Genomic DNA, 14,475 nt, shown 5'->3' with positions numbered 1-14,475 from the left:
CCCCTTTTTCAGGCAACAGTTGGCCCGCCCGTTAACAGGCTTAATTGTTTTTTATTCATTCGTAGGCCGGATAAGCGAAGCGCCATCCGGCGTTAAGACGGCGCTACACCCGCCCGTAGCGGTCCTGGAAGCGCACGATATCGTCCTCTTCCAGATAAGAGCCGGAACGCACCTCAATTAAGTCGAGTGGAATTTTCCCCGGGTTTTCCAGGCAGTGCGTGGCACCCAGCGGAATATAAATGGATTCGTTTTCACCCAGCAGCTTCACTTCACCGTTGATGGTCACTTTGGCGGTTCCCGCCACCACTACCCAGTGTTCGGCGCGGTGATGGTGCATCTGCACCGACAGCCCTTCACCCGGCTTCACGGTGATGCGTTTCACCTGGTAACGCTCGCCGGCGTCAATGGAGTCATATTTGCCCCACGGGCGGTAGACTTCGCGGTGAATATGGTGTTCGTGGCGGCCATCGGCCTTGATCTTCTCCACCACTTTTTTAACGTCCTGCACGGCATTACGGTCGGCAATCAGCACCGCGTCTTTGGTCTGCACGACCACCAGATCTTTCACCCCTACCGTGGTGACAAGGCCAGATTCGGCGTAGACGTAGCTGTTTTCCGTTTTGTGGCTGATCACATCACCGTGATGGACGTTACCCTCCGGGGTATGGGCGCTAATCTCCCACAGTGACGACCAGGAGCCAACGTCGCTCCAGCCCGCATCCATCGGCACCACTACCGCATCTGCCGTACGTTCCATCACCGCATAGTCAATGGATTCTTCCGGACAGGCGAGGAAGGCTTCTTCGTCCACGCGGATAAAATCAAGATCCGGATCCACCACCGCCATCGCTTTTTCGCAGGCATTTAAGATATCCGGGCGATATTTTTCCAGCTCTTCCAGGTAGCGACCGGCGCGGAACAGGAACATACCGCTGTTCCAGTAGTATTCACCGCTGGCCACGTAGGCCTGGGCGGTTTCCAGATTCGGTTTTTCGACAAACTGCGCCACGTCAAAGGCCACGCTGTCGCCTTCACCAGGCGTAACGCTGCCGCGGCGAATGTAGCCATAGCCGGTTTCCGGGAGATCCGGCACGATGCCGAAGGTCACCAGCTTGCCGTTCTCAGCGTAAGGAATCGCCGCGCGAACCGCGTCGCGGAAGGCGTCTTCCTGCTGAATAACGTGGTCAGCCGCCAGCACCAGCATCAGCGGGTCGCAGTCCGGGCTGCTGCGTTTTGCCGCCAGCGCCGCAAGAGCAATAGCAGGCGCGGTGTTGCGTCCGGCAGGCTCCAGAATGATATTTTCGGTCAGTTTATTCAGCTGGCGCAGTTGCTCGGCAACGATAAAGCGGTGCTGCTCGTTACAGATCACTACCGGGCTTTCACACTCCACGCCGTGCAGACGGTTAACCGTCGTTTGCAGCATGGTGAGGTCGCCCTTCAGACACAGAAATTGTTTTGGATAAAGCACGCGGGACAGTGGCCACAACCGGCTCCCGGATCCACCCGCCATTACGACCGGATACAAAGTGGTTTGACTCATGATTTATCCCCGTATATCTGCAATAAATTGGCTCAGCACGTTCTCTTTCTCGAGCGTGCGTTCGGCATATTCACGTGCCACCGTGTTCTCTTTTGGCATGGCGAGTGCCTGCTCAATTCCGGTCACCAGCGCAGGAACCGATTCTGGCTCTACGCAAACGGCAATGCCCGGGTAGCTGTTGCACAGCTGGCCTAATTCTGTTGCGGCTTCTGCCGTAATCACCGCATTTCCGCCCACTGCCAGAATGTTGGTCAGCTTGGACGGCAGCACCGCATCCGCCGCGCCGCGTTTTTGCACCACCAGATGGCAATCTGCCATTTTCAGCAGCGCGGGCAGCGCGTCATAAGACTGAAGCGGGAAGAAGCGGATGTTGGTCAGTCCGCGCTCGCTGGCCATTTTTTCCAGCCGCGCTTTACCGCCGCCCTGCCCGACTATCACGAACATCCACGGGTGTTCGCTCAGCTGAAGCGCGGCGTCAATCACGCTCTCCAGCCCCTGTTTTTCACCGATGTTGCCTGAGTAAAGAATGATTTTTTGATCTTCAGGCAAACCGAGCTGCGCGCGTAACGCCTGCGCATCCTGGTCTCTCACATCACGGAAACGCGCCACTTCGGACCAGTTCGGAAAGAAGATCACCTTCTCCGCCGGGACACCCTTCTCCTGCGCCTTGTTCATCATCGAGCGCGAGATGGTCGAGACGTAATCCACGTTGTGCAGGCCGCTGCGCTCAAAGGCGCTGGCGAGCTTCGCCACCTTGCCGCCCTTGCCTTTCCCGGCCATCCCCAGCCCGAGCATGGCGTCCACTTCATAATCCTGAATGTGCAGCAGGGTGCGCGCGCCGGAGAGTTTTCCCAGCAGGCGCATGCCTGGCGTGCAGAACAGCGTCGGCACCACGCCGATGATGCGATCCGGCTTCCAGCGACGTTGCGCCATCAGCGGGAAAAAACTGCTCAGGGCAAAGCTGCCCAGATGAATTAAACGTTTCAGCGTCGAGGGCTGTTTCGGCACGTAGAGCGGGCAGCGCCAGACGGTCGCAGTCCCCTCTTCGCGGCGGTAGCGCCAGCTGGAATAGCGTTCGCCTACCTTCCACTCCGGGTAATACGGCGGGGCGGTAATCACCCGCACGTCATGTCCCTGGCTCGCCATCCACTCGACCATCTCGCCGGTGTATTTCCCGATACCGGTAAGCTCCGGCGAGTAGTTAATTCCGTAGACGAGGATTTTCATAGGCCTGGCACCTCGGCCTGACGTTCCGCAAGGAAGTACGCCCGACTGTTGTCATGGACGTTGTCGCTTGCCAGCAGCGCCTCTGGCGTTAACCAGCGGTAATCGTCATGCTGAGAATCAGGCAGACGCAGGTCTGCCTCACTCACCTTCAGGCGGAACCCCAGCACGACATAGTGCGTGGTGAACCCGGTGCCCGAAAAGTTATCGTCATAGAAGTGCTGCCAGACCCCGTAAAACTGGCCCGCTGCCATCGGCAGTTGCAGGCCCAGTTCCGCCAGAGTGAGACGCTCGAACGCATCGCTTAGCGTCTCATCCTTCTGCACGCGCCCGCCGGGCACGAACCAGAAGCCCTGTGCAGGACGATTGGTTCGTTTCCCCAGCAAGAACTCGCCGCGTTCGTTCTCCACGATCAAATCAATTGAGATGAGCGGAGTGGAACGCACCACCGTGGCAAAATCTTCCTGACTTAAAAACATCATTACCCCCGGAAGCGGTGCTGGTTTTCCAGGAACCACTGGTAGGTGCTGGCCAGCCCCTGCTCCAGTGAGACCTCGTGATACCAGCCAAGCTGATGCAGACGGGTCACGTCCAGCAGCTTGCGCGGCGTGCCGTCCGGTTTGGTGGCATCAAACACCACGCGTCCTTTGTAGCCCACCACCTGCGCGATGGTCTGCGCCAGCTCACGAATGGTGCAGTCCACGCCGGTCCCGACGTTAATGTGCGACAGCATCGGCTCGGTGTTTTCCTGCCACACCTCGCGATCCAGCTCCATGACGTGAATGCTGGCTGCCGCCATATCGTCCACGTGCAGGAACTCGCGCATTGGCGTGCCGCTGCCCCACACCACCACGTCCGGGGCGTTTTCGGCAGTCGCCTCGTGGAAACGACGCAGCAGCGCCGGGATCACGTGCGAATTGCTCGGGTGGAAGTTGTCGTGCGGTCCGTAGAGGTTGGTCGGCATTACCGAGCGATAGTCGCGGTTATACTGACGGTTGTACGATTCACACAGCTTGATCCCGGCAATTTTGGCAATCGCGTACGGCTCGTTGGTGGCTTCCAGCGTGCCCTGCAACAGTTCGCTCTCGGCGATCGGCTGTTTCGCCATTTTTGGGTAGATACAGGATGAACCGAGGAACAGCAGCTTGTTCACGTTGTGCAGATGCGCCGCGTGAATGATGTTGCTCTCAATCATCATGTTCTCGTAGATGAAATCCGCCGGGTAGGTGTTGTTAGCGACAATGCCGCCCACCTTCGCCGCCGCCAGATACACCTGGTCGATACGTTCGCTGGCGAAGAAGTCCTGCACCGCTTTGCTGTCAAGCAAGTTCAGCTCGTCGCGGGTGCGAACAATCACCTCAACGTCGCCCCGCTGTTCAAGCTGGCGGACAATCGCGGAACCCACCATTCCGCGATGACCGGCGACAAAAATACGTTGTTTTGTCATTCTCAGGACTCCAGCGCGATGGCAACCTCGTAGCCATGGGACTTGAGCAGGGAGTGTTTTTTCGCTGCTTCAAGATCTTTGGCCACCATCTCGGATACCATTTCTTGCAGGGTGGTTTCTGGTTTCCAGCCCAGCTTCTCGTGCGCTTTGGTTGGGTCGCCCAGCAGGGTTTCCACTTCAGCAGGACGGAAGTAACGCGGATCCACCTGAACAATCACGTCGCCTGGCTTCACGCCCGGTGCGTCGTGGCCGGTCACGGAAACAACGATACCCTTCTCTTCCACGCCGGTGCCTTCGAAGCGCAGCTTGATGCCCAGCTGTGCCGCAGCCATCTCAACGAACTGACGTACGGAGTACTGCACGCCGGTCGCGATCACGAAGTCTTCTGGCTGTTCCTGCTGCAGCATCATCCACTGCATTTTCACGTAGTCTTTCGCATGGCCCCAGTCACGCAGGGAGTCCATGTTGCCGAGGTGCAGGCAGGATTCCAGACCCTGAGCGATGTTGGCGATAGCGCGGGTAATTTTACGGGTCACGAAGGTTTCGCCACGACGTGGGGATTCGTGGTTGAACAGAATGCCGTTACAGGCGTACATGCCGTAGGATTCACGGTAGTTCACAGTGATCCAGTAAGCGTACAGTTTCGCTACCGCGTACGGAGAACGTGGGTAGAACGGCGTGGTCTCTTTCTGCGGAATTTCCTGCACCAGGCCGTACAGCTCAGAGGTAGATGCCTGATAGAAACGGGTTTTCTTCTCAAGACCCAGGAAGCGAATCGCTTCCAGCAGACGCAGCGTACCCATGGCGTCCACGTCAGCGGTGTATTCCGGGGATTCGAAGGAAACCGCAACGTGGCTCATCGCGCCCAGGTTGTAGACTTCATCCGGCTGTACTTCCTGCAGGATGCGGGTCAGGTTGGAGGTATCGGTCAGGTCGCCGTAGTGCAGGTGGAATTTCGGGTTTGCCGCATGCGGATCCTGGTAAATGTGATCGACACGTTCGGTGTTAAATGAAGACGCACGACGTTTAATACCGTGTACTTCATACCCTTTTTCCAGCAGTAACTCTGCCAGGTAAGAACCATCCTGCCCGGTAACGCCGGTGATGAGAGCGACTTTAGACATGTTTATATTCCTCTACTTATGAATTTAATCAGTTTCAACGCGTTCGCGTATCACCACTGCGGGGTTGCCACGGCAAATTTTATTTGCCGGTAGCGATTTAAAAACGCTGCTGCGGGCACCGACTACCGTGCCATCGCCAACAGAAACACCGGGTGCAACAAAGACGTCTGTTGCCAGCCAGCATTTTTCACCGATCACAACAGGCGAAGCGGTAATATCAAAATGCGGGCTCATAAAATCGTGGCTGCCGGTGCACAAATAACACTTCTGTGAAACCACCGAATTTGCGCCAATCGTAATCTCGCCAAGGGTATATAACACCGCGTCATCCCCAACCCAGGCGTAATCCCCAAGCGTTAATTTCCAGGGATAAGTAATTTTCACCGAAGGACGAATGACTACGTTTTTTCCTATTTTTGCGCCAAACAGACGCAGTAAAAATGCGCGCCAGCGGTACAGTATTTGCGGCGACCAGGCAAATAACGTTGCCTGTACAGCCCACCACAGTTGAACTTTAATACCGCTCCCGCCCCGAAAACCTTTCGGCACGGAGAATCCATTTAATTCCTGCATTACGTTTCCTTATATCTCAGGCTTTGTTATATAAGGCTTTCGCTTTACCCGTCGTTTTCAGACGTAAGAAATAAGATAATTCCGCCCAGAACCCCGGTACGCGTAATATTTTACGTTGCACGTTTTTGGCATCCTGGCACAATTCCAGATTATTCGAGGTTGACACGCCGCCCATTGAAAATTCGGATACCAGTCCTTTAATTCGACGGAACGGGTAGCCAGATTTGTACAGGCTGGCGGCCAGGGCATAATCTGATGACACTTTATATTGCAAATCGTAAGGCTGCTTTTTCAGGCCGCTCATCGGAAAGAAAATAGCCTGATGGCTTGCCGGCAAGCTGTGGTAGATATACCAGCCTGGTTTCGCGCCGCGCAGGACTTTTTTCCCCTCGCCGAAATCAAGCAGCGCATCACCGATAAACATGGCATCTTCTTTCTGGCGCGCCAGCTGGCGTGCAAACAGCGCCACATCTTCATGGAACACGTCGCCGGAATTGAGGAAGATGGCGTAGCGCCCCTGCGCCATGTTAATGCCTTTATTCATGGCATCGTAAATGCCTTTATCTTTCTCGCTGATGTAACGTAAGTTGAACTCACCGTTAAGTTTTTCCAGGAACTCCGCCGTGCCGTCGTTCGAGCCGCCATCGACCACGATCCACTCAAAGGTGAGGCTCGGATCGCGCGCCAGGTTGCGCAGCGAGCGCCAGGTTTTTACCACCCCTTCGTGGTTACGAAAGGCGACAGTAATGACGCTAAGAAACATAAATCACCTCATTTCGTCATACGCTCGTAATATTCAGCGCTTTGCGCAAAATAAACGGACATACAATTAAGAATGCATATTCCGGGCTAAATATTGACCCGGTAAAAAACAACGACACCGGTGTGAACAGATAAAGTTGCACGCGAAAGTTCTGGTTATCACCAAACGCGTTAATCATCATTTTGAAAACTTTAAACAGATACCACAGTGTCAACAGTACGGCGAACCAGGAAAAATAGATAATTAACAGATACAGACCATTGTCTATGGTTTTACCGACATCCGCACCGTTAAAGATTCCGAATGATGCAACATATTCGTAAAGTGAGCCGAATCTTACTACGCCATCAATATGGGTTAAGGAATAACCCACCATCACCAGTGGACCAATGATGCGATAATAGGACGACGAACCTTCCGTTCCCAAATCACCCAGACGTTCAGAAATGTACGGGAAGGCGAATATTACGCCCACTAAAAATACCGTCAGAGAAATGATCGCCAGCGGCAGTTTTTTCTTAATCGCCTCTTTGTTCAGGTACTGGAACGCCCACTCCAGCAGGTAAAACAGAATAAACGTCATTACCCCTGAGAACGACCCTGACAGAACGATTCCTGCAAGAATCATAGCATCGGTCTTGGGGGTTTTGATACCGAACTGTTTGATGCTGAGCCAAATTGAGATTAATGCCAGAGCAAAAAACGCCGGTTCAAAATAGAGCGCAGTGGTACGCTTGCCACCAAACTTAATGAAGTTCAGTACATAGCTGTTACTGTATATAAGATATTTCGAAATTATTTCCATCAGGCTACTGCCGCCTGTGAGAATAATTTGCGCCATCTCCAATGCCGCAAGCATAACAATCAGCCCGACGACAATATAAAAGAACCTGAGGATTTTCCTATAATTGTGCGGAGAGATAGTTTTAAAACGAATACTCCACACCATGCCAATAATGATAACGATATAAACAAACAGCATGGTGGAGGTGACATATTTGCTGGCGTCCAGCGACTGACCAAAGATGTAGTTAAACGCCGTCAGACCAAACCCGATCCCCAGCGCAATCATCAGCTTTTTGAGGTTAAGCTTATCAACGTATAGCAACAGCAGAACCGGCAGGAAGGTGACGATGGTGATTGGGAAGCTTTCACCGAGCTGGGCAATCTTGACGTTGACCAGCAGGTAGATCAGCGGCAGCAGCAGATAACTACAGATTCTGATAGAACGAGACATACTCCTCCAGCATCTGTTGTCCACTGTACGCTTTGCGGCTGCGGTTGCGGAACGATTCCAGGTCCGTGCCAAAAACAGCCTGCGCGATATCGGCCTTCGACAGCTGCACCAGCGGCAGCACCTCGTTCTCACTGAAGGTTTTACCGCCCGATTTCTCCAGCACTTCGCGCGCCGCGTCGCTGTGGGTGGCAATGACCGGCACGCCAATGGACAGCGCTTCGCACAGGATCAGCGGGTAGTTGTCCACGCGGGAGCTGAACACCAGCGCGTCCATACCGTTGAGCGCGCTCATCAGTTTGCGCTTGTCGGTTTCAAACCCGTGATTCACCACGTTAGCGCCTTCGAACGGCGAGAATTTGCCGAAGGTATGCAGCTCAATTTTGTCGCCGAGCGCCATCATGTCGCGCACCAGCTGTTGGTTGGTTTTGCCGTCGTAGCGCAGGTCATGGGCGACGACCGCAATTTTCGGCTTGCCGGTGGTAATGGCTACGGGCGTCAGTTCGGCCAGGATCTCTTCCGTCGCCACATCAATACCATTATTGATAATCTGGCAGCGCCCTGCTCCGTACAGGCTATTAAAAGCATCTGCCACGTGCTGGCTTGGAGAGATAAAGGTGCAGCCGAGCGAGAGCATGTCGCGGAACAGCTGACGCTTGCCCTCAACCAGCTGATGCGCGCGATCGACCTTCACCGGCGGATAGTTGCTGAGCGTAGGGCATTTCTGGCAGTTATCTTTCCAGCCTTCGCAGCCGTCGGTAAAGGCGCAGCGTCCGGTCACGCTCCAGTGGTCGTGTAGCGTCCAGACGAAACGGGTGTCCGGCTTGTGCGCCTTCACTTTGCCACAAAACGCTACCACCTCTTCCAGATTCAGCCAGTAGCTGTGTAGCACGTGGAAGTGCAGCACAACCGGCCCGCGGGTGCGGGTGACGGTGCGGTAGAGATTATTCAGGTTGCCGAACAGGTCGCGGTTAAACAGGCGGAACAGCGCAATATTGGCGATGGAGGTCAGACGTGGCGTCTGCTTCAACACCTGCGGATAGTTATCATGGCTGACGCTTTTCTTGCCGCCCTTGCCGTAACCGTAAACAAAGCGCGACTGTAATCCTTTTTGCAGCGCGCGCTGGTGCAGATCCAGCGCTACGCCTGCCGCCCCGCCCTCTGCGAGGCGTACGTTAAATTGCAGAATGTTCATTTAATCACCTTCACGCGGGCTTTCTCGCCCACCACCAGCGCATTGTCCGGAATGCTGTCCAGCACCACGCTGCCTGCGCCAACCGTCACGTTATTGCCCACGGTAATCTCCCCGATCATCACCACGTTGGCGCCCAGCTCGACGTTATTGCCAATCACCGGGCAGGCCAGGCTGTCTGGCCCACGGTTGCCGATTGTCACCCCGTGGCGAATGGTGAAATCATCACCCGCGACGACGAACTTGTTGATGACAACCGCATAGCCGTGATGAATGGTAAAGCGGCGGCCAATGGTGGCAGCGGCCTGAATTTCATAGCCAAAAAAGCATTCGGTGATGATGCGGTACAGCACCAGCACCGGCGCGGCCCAGATATTGTTCAGCACATTTTTTTTGCGCCACACCGAGCAAAAGTGCGCAATACGGTAGGCCAGAACCATGCAGCACGGGCGCAGGCTCCAGCTGTTAGCGCGGCAATCTTCCAGAAACATTATTTCCCCCGAAGCCCGTCAGCCAGACGCTTGCCGTTACGCACCGACAGCAGCGTCAGCAGCGTGCGCCAGTTCATGCGCTTGTTACGGATCTGATACAGGGTAAAGAGCTGATACTTCCGACTGGCACGGTCAAACTTGTCCTTGTGCTTGCGGTAAAAATGGAAGTAGCCCGAGAATTTTTTCGGTGACGAGGTGATCTGCATCTCCCCGTGGTTGATGTGCAGGATCTGCGTGGCCTCTTCCACCTTCCACGGCTCGCCGTACTCCACCACCATCCGCAGGAAAATGTCGTAATCCTGTGCGGCCTTCAGCTCGGTATCGAACAGACACTCCTTAAAGCGCCAGGCCCAGGTAAATACCTGATTGCCAATGATGTTGCGCTTGTAGAACAGGCGGCGGGAATACGGTGATTTCGGATACAGCGGCAGGCTGGCCGGCTGCGAATAGACCTCGCCCTGACAGACATAGTCGTTGGCATACAGAAACGCGTGGGTCACCAGCTGCGCTTTGTGCGACAGGAAGATCGACAGACGGTTTGGCGTCCATTCGTCATCATCGTCGATACCGGTCAGATACTGCCCTTTCGCCTGCATAATCGCCTGATTGCGCACCGCGCACGCCCCGGAGTTGATGGCGTTGTGCGTGTACACCACGCGCGGGTCGTTCAGGTCTTCGACAAACTTTTGCAGCTGTTCGTAAGAGGAGGAACAGTCATCCACGATAATCAGTTCCCAGTTATCGTAATCCTGACGCAGGACCGATTTAATCGCGCGGATCGCCAGCTGCTGACGATTCCATGTCGGCATATAGATAGAAATCAAAGGGCGTTGTGTGCTCATGTATTCCTCCTGCCCCTCACCCCGACCCTCTCCCCGGAGGGGAGAGGGTGAAAGACCGCACCAGGCAGTCCCCTCTCCCCTCAGGGGAGAGGGTTAGGGTGAGGGGTGTGGGGTGTGTTTTGTTATTTAGAGTCAGACTTGTATTCGTACTCGTAGTAGCCGTAATCCTGATAACCCGTCGCACGGCGGAAGATGGAGTTCAGAATGACCCCTTTCACCTCAATACCGTTCTGCTCAAAGCGGCTCAGGCTGGTTTCCACTTCCTTCAGGGTGTTCACCGCATAGCGTGCAACCATCAGCGTGGTGCCCGCATGACGCCCTACCACGGCGGCGTCGGTGACCGCCAGAATTGGTGGGGTATCGATCAGCACCAGGTCATAGTTTTTGCTTGCCCACTCTATCAGCTGCGTGAAGCGCTCGCTCATCAGCAGTTCAGACGGGTTCGGCGGTACCTGGCCACGCGGGATCAGGTCAAATTTCGGAATCGAGGTCGGCTTGGCGCTCTCGCTGATCTCCCCTTTACCCAGCAGGATTTCCGACAGGCCGTTAACGTTGTTGGTACCCAGCAGCTCATGGGTGTAGCCCTTACGCATGTCGCAGTCGATCAGCAGCACGCGCTTGTTGGTCTGGCTCACCACCGCCGCCAGGTTGGCACAGACGAAGGTCTTACCAATTGACGGGCTGACACCGGTCATCATCAGGACGTTGTTTTTGGCCTGCATCATGGCGAAGTGGAGGCTGGTACGCAGGCTACGCACCGCTTCAATCGCCAGGTCGGTCGGGTTACCCACGGCCAGCAGCTGGCTCTGTTTGTAACGCTTGACGCCCTTAACGGTTTTGACGCTGTCACGGGACTTCTGCCACTCCGAAAGCGGGATGCTGGCGTACACGCTGATCCCGTTCTCTTCCAGCACCTGCGGGCTTTCGATACCGCGGTTGAACAGCGAGCGCAGCAGCACGCCGACGATAGAGAGCATCAGGCCGAGAATAATGCTGCCGAGGATAATCAGCGCTTTCTTCGGCTTCAGCACGCCCGGCTGGGTAATCGCCGGGTCAACGATACGCACGTCGCCCACGGTGCTGGCTTCGGTGATTTTCAGCTCCTGCTGCTTGTTCAGCAGTTGCATGTAAACCTGCTGGCCGGATTCCACATCACGCGTCAGGCGTACGATTTCCTGCTGCGTCTTCGGCATCGCGGTCACGCGGTCATTCAGCTTCGCCTTCTCTTCTTCCAGGGTACGACGTTTCTCGAGCAGCGTGCGGTACGCCGGGTGACGTTTGGTATAGAGCTTGGAAATTTCCGCCTCTTTAAAGGTCAGCTCGTTTAGCTGCGCATCAATATTGACCATGGAGTCGAGAACCGATTTCGCCTCCAGCGGCAGGTCGACGGAGTCTTTATCCTGACGGTATGCGTTCAGCTTGTTCTCGGCGTCATCCAGACGGGCGCGCACCTCCGGCAGCTGTTTACTGAGGAACGCGAGGCTTTTAGCGGCTTCCGCTGACTTGCGCTCAACGTTCTGCTCAAGGTAGTTACGGGTGATGCTGTTCAGGATGTCGCGGATTTGATCCTTGTCTTCACCGGTGAAGGTCATGCTCAGGACGCCGGTGTCCTTGCCGTTTTCGGTGACGGTCAGGTTGTTTTGCAGATTGTTGATCATTCCGAGCGTCGAGAATTTGGTGACCGTAAACTCACCGCCCTCGTGCGCCTGGATGGCACCAACCCTGATGCTCACGCCATCTTTGGTCAGCATCTGCCCCACTTCGCCGCGCGCGCTGAAGCCTGCGTCGCTGGTCAGCTGATACTGTTTTGGTCCCAGCACGGTCAGGGTAAAGGTTTGGTCCCCTGCCCCTTTTGGAATCACGAAGTCGGTCACTTTTACCGTATCGTTACTGCGCCCCATCAGGCGATCCCAGCCTGCGCCAAACACCGGGAAGGTGTTTTTGGTGACCGCGATATCCAGCCCCAGATCGTGAACCGTTTTGCCCAATACCAGGCGCGACTGGATCAGCTGAATTTCAGCCTCCGATGCCGGCGGCTTGTTGGCCAGCGCAGAGCCGATATCCTGAACCAGCGAGTTTCCGGTATTTTGTTCGATCTGCACCAGCGCGTCGGCGCTGTAAATAGGCGTCGCGAACAGCGTATAAACGATCGCCGCCACGGCAAAGATGGCGGTTATACCCAGCACCCACCATTTCGCTTCAATAACGGTCCCGACCAGGCGACCGATATCGATTTCATCACTGCCCGACGTCGGGGCGGCAGAAGGTCTTGTTTTTTCTGTCATTGTTATCCCTGCTGAGCTTTCAGTGCCTGCGCCCACTGGCGGGCAGACTGGTCTAGTAAGGTGTATACCGCCTCAAAGGCCTCGCGGCTCTTGCGATACGGATCGGGAATTTCGCGCTCACCATCCCAGTGACCAAACAGCATCACCTTGCCGCGCATCTCCGGTGCGATATCGCACAGCGCGTGAATGTGGCGTTTTTCCATCGCGAGGATCAGGTCATATTCCCGGCACATTCGGCCAGAGACCTGACGGGCAACGTGCCCGTCGAGTGAGAGGTTATGCTCAAGGGCGACGCTTGCGGCACGTTCGTCGGCACCTTTTCCGACCAGCGCGCCCAGCCCTGCGGAGTCGACCGTTAACGCAGGCTGGTAATTTTTCAACAGCCTTTCAGCCGTGGGGGAACGGCAAATGTTCCCCACACACACCACCAGAATTTTGTTAAACATCGCGGCTTACCAGGTATGAATGTCGCTCGCCGTATCCGTCATGTAGCGAACGCCACTGATGGTAGGCAGCAACTGGTTGATCAGACGGTTCCAGCGGGCAACCGGCGCGGTGGTGACATAGACCACATCGTATGGCTGGAGACGGAACGACGTTGCCATGACCAGCGACGTCGCGTCGGACATGTCCAGCTGGTAGATGTTGGCAATCTTGCCTTTCGCGTTTTCGCCTTTGATTGGACGGATCACAAAGATACCGCTGGCGTTGGAGGCGGTCAGATCGATACCTTCCGCGTTGCCCAGCGCTTCGGTCAGGGTCATACCGCTGAAGTCCATCTTGAGGGTGCTCTGTTTCTTCACTTCACCCATCACGAACACTTTCAGATCGTCGTTGCGCGGCACGTAAAGAATATCGCCCGGATAGAGGAGACGGTTCTGGGTCAGGTCACCGTTTTGCATCAGCGCCTGAAGCGAAATGCGCTGCTCTTTGCCGTTGTGGGTCAGCACCACGTTGCGCCAGTCAGCACCGTCGGTTAAGCCGCCTGCGGCATTGATCGCATCAAGCACGGTGAGCGGGACGTTGGTGATAGCCTGCTGGCCGGATTTGTTGACCTGGCCTGAGATATAGGCTTTCTGGGATCGGAACGCGGCGATATTAACGTCCACCTGCGGGTCAGCAATGTACTGCGCCAGGCGGCCGGTAATATCACTACGGATCTCAGCAAGCGTTTTGCCCGCGACGTGCACTTTGCCAATGTAGGGATAGAACATGGTGCCATCGGACTGTACCCAGTTACCGGTGTCGCTTGAGCTACGGTACTGGCCCGCAGGTGTGGTCAGTTCCGGGTGATCCCAGACGGTCACGTTAATGACGTCACCTGGACCAACGCGATACTGGTAAGAGGCAATTTCCTGGTCCAGAGACATATTTGGCTGAGCAACATTCGGACGTGGGCGTAATTTTTCTACCAGACGTGGGGTTAATGGGTAAACATTCACCATTTTGTCGAGATCAAAATCAGCATCCTGCTGTTTAATCACATCCTTGCCCATTGTTGACATATTGCTGCCGGGAAAGACCGTGCAACCACTCATCAAGGTCACAGACACCAATAATGGCATCAATTTCATTTTGGATTTCATCATTGATTATTTATCACTTTGGCAGAGTAATTATCCTGTGCAATTAAAATAAGCGCGGGTCGTGGTGACAATCAGAATGCAGTTAATCATTTAGCAATATAACTGGCATCAGTCCTAAAAAAAGCTTATTCATCCATTGGCTATTGACAGAATAATTGAGGCTGATTCACACGC

At 55.1% G+C, this 14,475-nt stretch carries 14 protein-coding genes; all 14 read right to left on the bottom strand.

The window, feature by feature from the left end:
- Positions 1–103: 103 nt before the first annotated feature.
- Positions 104–1,540, bottom strand: coding sequence for a mannose-1-phosphate guanyltransferase (gene cpsB, locus ACOTXC_RS20235; RefSeq protein ID WP_023300545.1), 1,437 nt, complete (start codon positions 1,538–1,540; stop codon positions 104–106).
- A 3-nt stretch (positions 1,541–1,543) separates the two neighbouring features.
- Positions 1,544–2,767: a colanic acid biosynthesis fucosyltransferase WcaI gene (wcaI, locus tag ACOTXC_RS20230; protein WP_421767930.1), complete on the bottom strand. Its 1,224-nt coding sequence runs from the start codon at positions 2,765–2,767 to the stop codon at positions 1,544–1,546.
- Positions 2,764–3,243, bottom strand: a complete 480-nt coding sequence (locus ACOTXC_RS20225; RefSeq protein ID WP_072201098.1) for a GDP-mannose mannosyl hydrolase — start codon at positions 3,241–3,243, stop codon at positions 2,764–2,766. The genes wcaI and ACOTXC_RS20225 overlap by 4 nt, the downstream gene beginning before the upstream one ends.
- Positions 3,244–3,245: 2 nt before the next feature.
- Positions 3,246–4,211: a GDP-L-fucose synthase gene (fcl, locus tag ACOTXC_RS20220; RefSeq protein WP_015572377.1), complete on the bottom strand. Its 966-nt coding sequence runs from the start codon at positions 4,209–4,211 to the stop codon at positions 3,246–3,248.
- Positions 4,212–4,213: 2 nt separating this feature from the next.
- Positions 4,214–5,335: a GDP-mannose 4,6-dehydratase gene (gmd, locus tag ACOTXC_RS20215; RefSeq protein WP_003863514.1), complete on the bottom strand. Its 1,122-nt coding sequence runs from the start codon at positions 5,333–5,335 to the stop codon at positions 4,214–4,216.
- A gap of 24 nt (positions 5,336–5,359) precedes the next feature.
- On the bottom strand, positions 5,360–5,908 hold the full coding sequence (gene wcaF, locus ACOTXC_RS20210) for a colanic acid biosynthesis acetyltransferase WcaF (RefSeq protein WP_003863512.1): 549 nt from the start codon (positions 5,906–5,908) through the stop codon (positions 5,360–5,362).
- Between the two features lie 16 nt (positions 5,909–5,924).
- Positions 5,925–6,671 carry a colanic acid biosynthesis glycosyltransferase WcaE gene (gene wcaE / locus ACOTXC_RS20205; protein ID WP_023300546.1) on the bottom strand — a complete coding sequence of 249 codons (747 nt, stop codon included), beginning with the start codon at positions 6,669–6,671 and terminating at the stop codon, positions 5,925–5,927.
- A gap of 16 nt (positions 6,672–6,687) precedes the next feature.
- Positions 6,688–7,908 (bottom strand): colanic acid polymerase WcaD, encoded by a 1,221-nt coding sequence (gene wcaD, locus ACOTXC_RS20200; protein WP_022648637.1) that lies wholly within the window; start codon positions 7,906–7,908, stop codon positions 6,688–6,690.
- Positions 7,883–9,100, bottom strand: coding sequence for a colanic acid biosynthesis glycosyltransferase WcaC (wcaC, locus tag ACOTXC_RS20195; protein WP_023300547.1), 1,218 nt, complete (start codon positions 9,098–9,100; stop codon positions 7,883–7,885). Before wcaC ends, wcaD begins: the two co-directional genes overlap by 26 nt.
- The gene (gene wcaB, locus ACOTXC_RS20190) at positions 9,097–9,588 is read right to left on the bottom strand and encodes a colanic acid biosynthesis acetyltransferase WcaB (RefSeq protein ID WP_023300548.1); all 492 of its coding nucleotides are present in this window, start codon (positions 9,586–9,588) and stop codon (positions 9,097–9,099) included. The genes wcaC and wcaB overlap by 4 nt, the downstream gene beginning before the upstream one ends.
- A complete protein-coding gene (wcaA, locus tag ACOTXC_RS20185) occupies positions 9,588–10,430 on the bottom strand; it encodes a colanic acid biosynthesis glycosyltransferase WcaA (protein ID WP_006811246.1) in 843 nt (280 codons plus the stop codon). Before wcaA ends, wcaB begins: the two co-directional genes overlap by 1 nt.
- 122 nt (positions 10,431–10,552) lie before the next feature.
- Positions 10,553–12,715 (bottom strand): tyrosine-protein kinase Wzc, encoded by a 2,163-nt coding sequence (wzc, locus tag ACOTXC_RS20180; RefSeq protein ID WP_022648640.1) that lies wholly within the window; start codon positions 12,713–12,715, stop codon positions 10,553–10,555.
- Positions 12,716–12,717: 2 nt separating this feature from the next.
- Entirely contained in the window at positions 12,718–13,161 is a 444-nt protein-coding gene (wzb, locus tag ACOTXC_RS20175) for a low molecular weight protein-tyrosine-phosphatase Wzb (protein ID WP_003862078.1), read from the bottom strand.
- Between the two features lie 6 nt (positions 13,162–13,167).
- On the bottom strand, positions 13,168–14,304 hold the full coding sequence (locus ACOTXC_RS20170; RefSeq protein ID WP_421767929.1) for a polysaccharide export protein: 1,137 nt from the start codon (positions 14,302–14,304) through the stop codon (positions 13,168–13,170).
- Between the last annotated feature and the right edge of the window lie 171 nt (positions 14,305–14,475).

This window comes from Enterobacter cloacae complex sp. IR5428 (assembly GCF_049238585.1).
Taxonomy (GTDB): domain Bacteria; phylum Pseudomonadota; class Gammaproteobacteria; order Enterobacterales; family Enterobacteriaceae; genus Enterobacter; species Enterobacter intestinihominis.
This window is presented reverse-complemented; position numbering and strand designations above follow the sequence as displayed.

Coding starts and splice junctions, on each gene's coding strand:
- cpsB (WP_023300545.1), bottom strand. CDS start 1,540: ATGAGTCAAACCACTTTGTATCCGGTCGTAATGGCGGGTGGATCCGGG.
- wcaI (WP_421767930.1), bottom strand. CDS start 2,767: ATGAAAATCCTCGTCTACGGAATTAACTACTCGCCGGAGCTTACCGGT.
- ACOTXC_RS20225 (WP_072201098.1), bottom strand. CDS start 3,243: ATGTTTTTAAGTCAGGAAGATTTTGCCACGGTGGTGCGTTCCACTCCG.
- fcl (WP_015572377.1), bottom strand. CDS start 4,211: ATGACAAAACAACGTATTTTTGTCGCCGGTCATCGCGGAATGGTGGGT.
- gmd (WP_003863514.1), bottom strand. CDS start 5,335: ATGTCTAAAGTCGCTCTCATCACCGGCGTTACCGGGCAGGATGGTTCT.
- wcaF (WP_003863512.1), bottom strand. CDS start 5,908: ATGCAGGAATTAAATGGATTCTCCGTGCCGAAAGGTTTTCGGGGCGGG.
- wcaE (WP_023300546.1), bottom strand. CDS start 6,671: ATGTTTCTTAGCGTCATTACTGTCGCCTTTCGTAACCACGAAGGGGTG.
- wcaD (WP_022648637.1), bottom strand. CDS start 7,908: ATGTCTCGTTCTATCAGAATCTGTAGTTATCTGCTGCTGCCGCTGATC.
- wcaC (WP_023300547.1), bottom strand. CDS start 9,100: ATGAACATTCTGCAATTTAACGTACGCCTCGCAGAGGGCGGGGCGGCA.
- wcaB (WP_023300548.1), bottom strand. CDS start 9,588: ATGTTTCTGGAAGATTGCCGCGCTAACAGCTGGAGCCTGCGCCCGTGC.
- wcaA (WP_006811246.1), bottom strand. CDS start 10,430: ATGAGCACACAACGCCCTTTGATTTCTATCTATATGCCGACATGGAAT.
- wzc (WP_022648640.1), bottom strand. CDS start 12,715: ATGACAGAAAAAACAAGACCTTCTGCCGCCCCGACGTCGGGCAGTGAT.
- wzb (WP_003862078.1), bottom strand. CDS start 13,161: ATGTTTAACAAAATTCTGGTGGTGTGTGTGGGGAACATTTGCCGTTCC.
- ACOTXC_RS20170 (WP_421767929.1), bottom strand. CDS start 14,304: ATGATGAAATCCAAAATGAAATTGATGCCATTATTGGTGTCTGTGACC.